Annotated in this window: 6 protein-coding genes and 1 pseudogene; 5 read left to right on the top strand and 2 right to left on the bottom strand. The window is 66.5% G+C overall.

Translation table 11 applies throughout. The features are described from left to right. On the bottom strand, positions 1 to 862 hold an 862-nt coding region (locus ACIBJF_RS50850), incomplete at its 3' end, for an MFS transporter (RefSeq protein ID WP_399184697.1). A gap of 333 nt (positions 863 to 1,195) precedes the next feature. On the opposite strand from ACIBJF_RS50850, the gene ACIBJF_RS50845 reads away from it, so the two are divergent. The 5 genes and pseudogenes from ACIBJF_RS50845 to ACIBJF_RS50825 all read left to right on the top strand — a co-directional run bounded on the left by ACIBJF_RS50845 (position 1,196) and on the right by ACIBJF_RS50825 (position 6,780). Then, entirely contained in the window at positions 1,196 to 1,930 is a 735-nt protein-coding gene (locus tag ACIBJF_RS50845) for an acetoacetate decarboxylase (protein ID WP_399184696.1), read from the top strand. A gap of 31 nt (positions 1,931 to 1,961) precedes the next feature. After that, the gene (locus ACIBJF_RS50840; protein ID WP_399184695.1) at positions 1,962 to 2,906 is read left to right on the top strand and encodes a 3-hydroxyacyl-CoA dehydrogenase NAD-binding domain-containing protein; all 945 of its coding nucleotides are present in this window, start codon (positions 1,962 to 1,964) and stop codon (positions 2,904 to 2,906) included. Positions 2,907 to 2,981: 75 nt separating this feature from the next. Next, positions 2,982 to 4,511 carry a CoA transferase gene (locus tag ACIBJF_RS50835; RefSeq protein WP_399184693.1) on the top strand — a complete coding sequence of 510 codons (1,530 nt, stop codon included), beginning with the start codon at positions 2,982 to 2,984 and terminating at the stop codon, positions 4,509 to 4,511. Positions 4,512 to 5,151: 640 nt separating this feature from the next. Then, positions 5,152 to 5,409, top strand: a complete 258-nt coding sequence (locus tag ACIBJF_RS50830) for a hypothetical protein (RefSeq protein WP_399184692.1) — start codon at positions 5,152 to 5,154, stop codon at positions 5,407 to 5,409. A gap of 478 nt (positions 5,410 to 5,887) precedes the next feature. Next, a pseudogene (locus tag ACIBJF_RS50825) lies at positions 5,888 to 6,780 on the top strand (IS5 family transposase). On the opposite strand, the gene ACIBJF_RS50820 reads toward ACIBJF_RS50825, so the two are convergent. After that, positions 6,735 to 7,319, bottom strand: coding sequence for a GNAT family N-acetyltransferase (locus ACIBJF_RS50820; RefSeq protein ID WP_399184691.1), 585 nt, complete (start codon positions 7,317 to 7,319; stop codon positions 6,735 to 6,737). The pseudogene ACIBJF_RS50825 and the gene ACIBJF_RS50820 overlap by 46 nt on opposite strands. Positions 7,320 to 7,685: the final 366 nt, after the last annotated feature.

The following is a 7,685-nucleotide window of genomic DNA, read 5'->3' as shown; positions in this document are numbered from 1 at the left end:
CCTGACGGCGATCCGGCTGTCCCTGCCCTGCTCCGCAGGAGTCCGATTCCTCCCCGGCCTGAAGGCCGGGGCATCCTCGGAGGAACCCGGTGAACAGCACCCATTCGCGCTGGCCGTCCAGGCCCGCGTGCTTCAACAGGTCGGCGATGTAGGTGTAGAGGATGTTGTGGGCGACGATGAACGTCGCGACGACGAACAGGATGGTGCGTAGTCCGGGGATGCGCAGGACCGTGGAGACCTTCGGCCGTTCGCCGGACGCCTGCCCTTCCATGGCGGGGAGAGTGGCGCGGACCCACAGCATGGTGAGAGCGGCCAGACCTGCGAGGGCGCAGAAGGCGAACTGCCATCCGCCGGCTTGGCCGAGCAGCGTACCGAGCGGGGTTCCGACGGCCAGGGAGACCGGTACGCCGGCCATGGCGATCGCGATCGCCCTGCCTTGCTTGTCGCCCGGGGCCAGCCGGGCGGCGTATCCGCCCAGCAGGCTCCAGATGAGGCCGGTTGCCAGACCGGCCACGAAGCGGACGACGAGGGTGAGCGTGTAGGCGCCGGACACGGCGGTGAGTGTGTTGGTTAGGGCGAGGGTGACCAGGGTCAGCTGGATGACACGCTTGCGCGGCCAGCGGGCGGTGGCCCGGGACAGCGGTATCGCCGCGACAGCGGCGCCCGCCGCGTAGATGGTCACGGTCTGTCCCGCGCCCGCCACGCTCACGCCGAGTGTCCTGCCCATCTCGGGCAGCAGGCCCGCAGGGAGCGCTTCGGTCAGCATGGCGGCGAAGCCGGTGAGGAACAAGCCCACGAGTGCCCGGACCGGAAGGTGGGCGGGCTTCTCGCGTGTGGCGGTCAGGGTGGCTGTCGCAGTCATCGTCTTCCGTCGTCGAGTCATGGTGCAGGCGGGCCTTGAGCCTCGCGGTGCCCGGTGAGCGCCACCGGGCACCGGTCCCGTCCCGGCGTCGGAGGACGCAGCGTGGCGGGGTGGCTGTGTGATGCCGCCTCTGGTTGCATGTTGCAACAACCTTTCTGGCCTGCTCATTCCCTGACCCGGACCACTGCGGACGGCCACCTGGCGTGCACGCAGAGTCAGCAGCGGGCGGAGAGCGTGCGCTGCGGCCGGACCGCGCCGGATCCCCGCGAGATGTACGGATTGAAATATCCACCTATGGTTTATACAGGGTGAATTGGTGCGAAAGGGTGAACTATGCGCGCCGAGGACGTGGTTCGTGCAACGAGCACGCCGCTGGATGCCCCAGCCTTCCCAAGAGGCCCGTACTGGTTCACGGACCGCGAGTATCTGAGGATCACCTACCGGACGGATCCGGCCGCCCTGGAAAGGGTGGTACCTGAGCCGCTGCGGGTGGTGGAGCCGCTGGTCTGCTACGAGGTCATGCGGATGCCCAACACGACTGGTCTCGGCGACTACACCGAGTCGGGGCAGCTCGCCGTCGTCGAGTTCGACGGTGTGGCCGGGGAGTACAACCTCTCGATGTACGTCGACAACTTCCCGGCCATCGCCAGTGGACGTGAGATCAGCGCCTACCCGAAGAAGGTCGGCAAGCCTCGGCTGTTCGTGGACAGCGACACCCTCGTCGGCAGCCTTGACTTCGGCTCCCTTCCGGTCGCGCGGGCGACGATGGGCTACAAGCACGCACCGCTCGACGCTGACGAGGCCCGGCAGGGAGTCACGCAGCCGACGTTCATGCTCAAGAAACTGCCGAACTACGACGGTACGCCGCGCATTTGCGAACTCATCCGCTCGCAGATCACCGACATCACCGTCAAGGGCTCCTGGAGTGGCCCGGCTCGGCTGCAGCTCTTCGCCCATGCGCTGGCCCCGCTGGCAGACCTGCCGGTCCTGGAGATCGTCTCCGCCTCTCATATCCTCACCGACCTCAGGCTCGGCGCGGGCGAGGTCATTCACGACTACCTGGCCTGACCTCGCAGCGTCGGCCACCGAAGGGATTGCCATGCCCGAGAACCCCGGCGTTGCCGGATTCCGGAGCGCCGCCGTGGTCGGGGGAGGTGTCATCGGCGCGTCATGGGCGGCACTGTTCCTGGCCCGCGGCCTGTCCGTCACGGTCAGCGACCCGCAGCCCGGCGTCGACGAGGCCGTACGTAGGACCATCGCGGAGGCGTCACCGGCGCTGCAGGCGCTGGGGCTGGACACCTCCGAGCTCACTGCGGACCTGTCCTTCGAACCGGATCTCGCCGCCGCCGTCCGTACGGCTGGCGTGGTGCAGGAGAACGGCCCGGAGCGGCTGGAGGTCAAACACGAGATGTGGCGCGTCATCGAGGCCAACGCGCCTGCCGACGCCCTGTTCACCAGTTCCACCTCCGGCATCCCCGCCACCGAGATCGCCACGGTCCTCAAAGCCCCGGAGCGACTCGTCATCGGGCACCCCTTCAACCCGCCGCATCTGGTGCCGCTGGTCGAAGTGGTACCGGGCGACCAGACGTCGACGGAGACGATCGAGCGGGCTCGAGCCTTCTACCTCGGCCTGGGCAAGCGTCCCCAGGTGCTACGCAAAGAGGTACCCGGTTTCGTGGCGAACCGGTTGCAGGCGGCGATGTTCCGCGAGTGCGTGCACCTGGTGAGCGAAGGCGTGGTCACCATGCAGGAACTCGACGACATCGTCACGTCGTCCATCGGCCAGCGCTGGGCCGGCACCGGCCCCTTCCGCAGCTTCCACCTCGGCGGTGGCGAGGGCGGCCTCGCCCACTTCATGGACCACCTCGGGGTCGGCATGGAGCGCCGTTGGGCCGCGATGGTCAAGGAGGACGTCGCATTCGACGAATCCACCAAGCAGCTGCTGAACGAGCAGGCCAAGGAATTCGGCGGCACGATCGACGAACTCGCCACCGAACGCGACCGCGCGCAGATTGCCGTCATGCGTGCCCTCGGCGACGGCTGAGCCGACAGGGAAACCGAGACGCCGGCTCGCCCCGGCCACCGTCGAACACCTGAGAATCCGTAAAGCTGGTCCCCCATGAGCGTTGAAGAACTCACCGACCGCATTCAGCACAACATCGACAACCCGCTCACCGACGACGGCGGCTTCGACATCCACGAAGCCCTGCGCGCAGTACTCGCCTCAGTGGGCCTGCGCCCCGAGGACACCGGCGGAAAGATCACTTTCCTCGGCCGCGACCCGGTCGTCCCGAGCATCATGCGCCTCGGCGCAGTGCCCTCACTGGGCATGACGGCGAAGTCGGTTGCCCTGGCTGCCCTCTGGCGACACCGCGGCGGAGAGGGCCAGGACATCACGATGGACCTGCGCAAGGCCCCGCATCGGCTGTGCCCCTTCTACGACAAGAAGTGGGAGCTGCTCAACGGCTACCCCGGTGGCACCCCGTCAGATCCGACGAACCCCCTGGGCTTCAACTTCTATCAAGCGCGCGACGGCCACTGGGTGATGCCGCTGAACCCCTACCCAAAGATCAAGAACAGCGTCTACAAGCTGCTCCGCGCCTGGCCCGAGCAGCAAGCCGTCGCCGATGCCGTTGCCAAATGGAACGCCGAGGAGCTGGAGAAGGCCGGTGATGAGATCGGTGTGGTGATGCCCATGCTCCGCACCACAGCGGAGTTCCTCCGCGAGCCGGCATGCGAGTACATCGCCCGAGAGCCCCTGGTGAAGATCGTGAAGATCGGCGACAGCGAGCCTGAACCTCTGACCTCCTCGGTGGACCAGCCGCTGTCAGGAGTACGCGCTCTGGGCATGAGCCACATCATCGCCGGCGCAGGCGTCGGCCGGGACTTGGCCCAACACGGCGCGGATGTGCTGAACATCTGGCGGCCCAACGAACTGGAACACGACATCACGTACAACAGCGCGAACGTCGGCGTCCGCTCCGTCACCATCGACCCCTACGGTCCGGAAGGGCGGGCGCAGATCCGCGGGCTGCTGCGCGATGCCGACATCTTCTACGCCAACCGCCGCCCCGGCTATCTGGAAAAAGTCGGCATGAGCGCCGAGGAGGCGGCGGAGATCCGTCCCGGCATCATCCACCTCAACTTCGCCCTCGTCGGCGGGGCGGGCCCCTGGGCCACACGCGTCGGCTTTGACCAGACGGCTGGTGCGCTCACCGGAATCATGCTCATGGAGGGCGAGGACGGCATCGCCGCCAAGGCCACCAGCACGCCGGCACTGCCGTACATCAGCGTCGTCAACGACTATGTCCTGGCCTGGCTGGGCAGCACCGGGGTCATCGCCGCGCTCATGCGCCGCGCCACCGAGGGCGGCAGCTACCGCGTCACCCTTAACCTCACCCGCATCGCCACGTGGATCCTCAGCCTCGGAGTCTTCGACCGCGACTACGCCCATGAGGTCTCGCTCAACCCCGACCCGGAGTCCCCCCACGCCTACCTGGACCCGGACACCTTCAGCGCCGACACCCCCTGCGGCCGCTACCAGGGCGTCACCGACCAGGTGGTCATGTCCAAGACCCCAGGCCACTTCCGGGACATCCTGCTCCCCCGCGGCAGCAGCGCACCGGTCTGGCTCCCGCGCTACAGCTGACCACGCCAACAGCAAGCCCGGGTCAGACGCGTCTGACCCGGACTTTCAGCCTCGGCACGGTCCTGAGGCGTGGTACGCCTTGGTGTCTTGCTTACCCTGCCTGGCCGCTTTCGCCACTCGTGTCACAAGTAACCGGCGGAGGAAGTCAGCAACTTGTCCCCGGTCAAGCCGAGTCCTCCACTGACATCACAGTGACGATCAGCAACTGACAATCACACGCAGACCCTCAGCATCACCCGCCCGAGCGCCCCACACGACGATCAACGAAAACGTCGAAAGTCGAGCTGGAAGGACGAGAAACCCATGGTCAGCGCCTTGCACCTGCGGCAAGCGCAGCGCCGGAGGTCGCGCCGACTTCCGAGAGCCGACCCATCGACAGCGGCTGAATCTGGACTCCTTTCCAATCGATCGTGTCCACGACATAATGCCGCCTGTTCTTCGAAGTGCCGGCGGGGAACGGGAGCGCCGGAGACGAATCGAGAGGGGAACGCGCATGTCAGCACGTCGGATCCTCGCAACCCTGGCAGCCGCTGCTCTGGCGGCCGGTGGGCTCACTGTCATAACCAGCACGCCAGCCAGCGCAACAACCTGCCTGGGTACTGCCAGGAGCTACATTCCCGTCGACAACGGGAACGAGTACGTGTGGCCCACATCCGGACTCGCCCACGCCACGTCCTACTGCAACGACATCAACGTCAAGCCGACCACCGCAGCCGGCGGCGGGTTCAACTATGTGCCCGTGCGCACCTGCTTCTACCCCACGACCGGCGGCTCCTACTGCAATGCCTACCGCAACATCACGGTCGGTACCTGGGGTCTGGCAGCCACCGACGTCAAGGACGGCACCGCATTCATAGTGGAATTCGCCTGGGACAGCCAAGGATTGGTCGCCTACTGACCTGACTCGTGCTGTCCACGAGAGGCTCCAGCGCATCACACGCACTGGAGCCCTTCGCACAAGCTGCCAATCTGCACGACGTTGACATCGGCTTTCGCCACTCGTGTCACAAGTAACCGGCGGAGGAGGTCAGCGACTTGTCCCTGGTCAAGCCGAGTCCTCCACTGACATCACGGTGACGATCAGCAACTGACAATCACACGCAGACCATCACCGACCTGAACCACCCGGAGAAGGCCCCGGACTTTGGGAACGTCGTCCTCGGGGCCGCACGCTGCGCTGAGGAGCACTTCCCTGACGGGTCGGTCACCATGACCGCGTACGTGGTCATCGAGAGCCTCCCACTGGCCGCCGAGGACTGAGCGGAGGGAACGCGGCCGCGGTTCGGGGGGAAGTGCCACGAAGCTGTCCTGGGCTCATACCACTACCTGCCAGTGCCTGATGCCGCTAGGGCGTGTGGCGAAAGTGGATCTTGGCCATGAGACGATCTTGGTTCGTGGCGCGTGGAGACCTGACGGACGAACAATGGGCGGTGCTGGAGCTGCTGTTACCGAGGGGCAAGAGGCCCGGCCGACCGCCGATATGGACCCGGCAGCAACTGATCGACGGCATACGATTCCGGGTCCGCACCGGCGTCCCCTGGCGGGACGTGCCCGCCGAGTACGGGCCGTGGGGTCGGGTGTACGACCTGTTTCGCCGCTGACAGCGGGACGGAACGTGGCACCAGATCTTCACCGCCCTCCAGACCCGGGCGGATGCGAAGGACCTGATCACCTGGGACATCAACGTCGACTCGACGATCGTGCGGGCCCACCAACACGCCGCCGGGGCGCGTAAAGGGGGGACCTTCAAAAGGAGCCGCCCGAAGGCGTCGCCGTCGAGCCGGACGACCACGGGCTCGGACGCTCGCGCGGCGGGCTGACCACCACGTTGCACCTGGGCATCGAGCAGGGGCAGAAACCCATGTCCATCGTGATCACCGCCGGACAGCGTGGGGACTCCCCGCAGTTCGAGGCCGTCCTGGGCCGCATCAGGGTGCCCCGCCTGGGGTCGGGCAGGCCGCGCACCCGGCCGAGGCGGGTGCGCGCGGACAAGGCGTACGCCTCCCGGAAGAACCGCGCCTACCTGCGGCGGCGCGACATCCGCTGCACCATCCCGGACAAGGCTGACCAGGCCCGCAACCGCAAGAAGCGCGGCTCGCTCGACGGCCGTCCGCCGAAGTTCGACCCCGAGGACTACAAGGCGAGACACGCGGTCGAGTGCGGCATCAATCGCCTGAAAAGACACCGCGCCGTGGCCACGAGGTACGACAAGCTCGCGGTCCGCTACGAGGCGACCGTCCTCGTCGCAGCCATCAATGAATGGCTGTGACCAGCGCCGTCGAGAGCGATCCAGTAGCGGCGCTTGACCCCGGCTTCGGTGCTGCGCACATCTTCGAGGACGCCGCCGTTGCTTTCGATGGTGCGCGCCGAGCCGACGTTGCCATCGTCACAGGTGAGAAGGACCCGGTCCAGACCGAGCGCCGGCGCCTTGAGTAGAACCTCTCCCAGCGCCCACGAGGCCAGTCCGCGTCTCCTGGCAGAAGGCCGAACGCTGTAACCGATGTGTCCGCCGCCTTCCAACAGAAAGGCGTTCAGATAGTGCCGAAGGTCGATGGCCCCGAGGTATGTTTCGCCGTCGACGATCCACCAGTGGGTAGCGTGGACACGTCCTTCCCCGACAGGCAGCGACCGGTCCGATTGCTGTCGCAGTCGCTCGACCCATGAGGCGAACACTTCCGGGCTGTCGAGGTCATCGTCACCAACCAGACGCAGGCCAGCCCCGTCCTGGTGAGCACCAGGCTGCCACTCGTTACGCGCCGTGAGCCACGAGGAATGCAGCCGTCCCGTGGGAGCGATCAGTTCAGCCATGCGAGGGACGATAACACCCACACCCCCTGTGTGATCAGGCACTTTGTGCCAGATCGGGAGCCTGGCCCGTCGGATGGGGTGCAGGTAAGCCAGATCGAGGCGAGATCGCCTCATCCCGCCGTGATTACTCAACCACTACCTTGACCCACTTTCAGCACACGCCCTAGACGCCAGTGGATCGAAGACGGTTTCACCACGTGTCAGTGGCCAGTTGGAACTCCCCATCCGCGGCCATCTGCCGGGGAGTCAGATGGCCGCGCGCACGGATACAGTCCGTAACTACACTTTCAGATCGGCTCGGTGGCCACGGCCAGCAACGCCGCTACCTTCAGCGGCAAGGTCAGCCTCGTCAGCGGCTATGTCCAC

Origin of the sequence: Streptomyces sp. NPDC050743, assembly GCF_044456925.1 — a bacterium.
Lineage (GTDB): Bacteria > Actinomycetota > Actinomycetes > Streptomycetales > Streptomycetaceae > Streptomyces.
Note: the sequence above shows the minus strand (reverse complement) of the source record. Positions and strands in the feature narration are given on the sequence as shown.

Bases quoted from the DNA above. Each gene is read 5' to 3' on its own strand.
- ACIBJF_RS50835 (WP_399184693.1), top strand. From the start codon at position 2,982: ATGAGCGTTGAAGAACTCACCGACCGCATTCAGCACAACATCGACAAC.
- ACIBJF_RS50840 (WP_399184695.1), top strand. From the start codon at position 1,962: ATGCCCGAGAACCCCGGCGTTGCCGGATTCCGGAGCGCCGCCGTGGTC.
- ACIBJF_RS50820 (WP_399184691.1), bottom strand. From the start codon at position 7,319: ATGGCTGAACTGATCGCTCCCACGGGACGGCTGCATTCCTCGTGGCTC.
- ACIBJF_RS50845 (WP_399184696.1), top strand. From the start codon at position 1,196: ATGCGCGCCGAGGACGTGGTTCGTGCAACGAGCACGCCGCTGGATGCC.